The sequence below is a fragment of the Acidovorax sp. JG5 genome (genome assembly GCF_017939685.1).
Taxonomy (GTDB): domain Bacteria; phylum Pseudomonadota; class Gammaproteobacteria; order Burkholderiales; family Burkholderiaceae_C; genus Acidovorax.
Genome location: NZ_JAGKSE010000078.1, coordinates 1 through 360, shown reverse-complemented (window position 1 = coordinate 360; position 360 = coordinate 1). Strand labels below are relative to the sequence as shown.

General features: G+C 55.6%; 1 protein-coding gene. It reads right to left on the bottom strand.

The features are described 5' to 3' along the window. Nucleotides 1-340, bottom strand: a 340-nt coding sequence (locus J8G26_RS19200; protein ID WP_210570861.1) for a DUF4148 domain-containing protein, incomplete at its 3' end; no start/stop codon positions are given. Nucleotides 341-360: the final 20 nt, after the last annotated feature.

The window sequence follows — 360 nt, the reverse complement described above, 5'->3', positions numbered from 1 at the left end:
GGGAGTAGAGACGCAGACGCTCGGAGCGTTCGGCAGGTGACTCGTTCAGCATTTCGTTGATCACTTGCTGACGAGTTTTCCCTGGGCCCACATTAGGCACAGGCATTGGGTAGTTGCTCTCGCCATAAGAAAGAAGTCCTTGCTGCATGGCAGCCTTGGCTTCCGCGATGACCTGCTCTCGCGTCTTCTCGCTCTTGAGGTGTTCCGGGTGAACGATTACACCCTGTTCATTGTTGGCAGGATGCTCATATGCTGCCGAAGCCATCCCTGGAAGGCCCAGAGCAACTACTGCGGTTGCGGCTGCGATCATGGAAGAAAGGGAGAGGCGTTGTTGGGTCATGGTTGAAGCTCCTAAGGAAG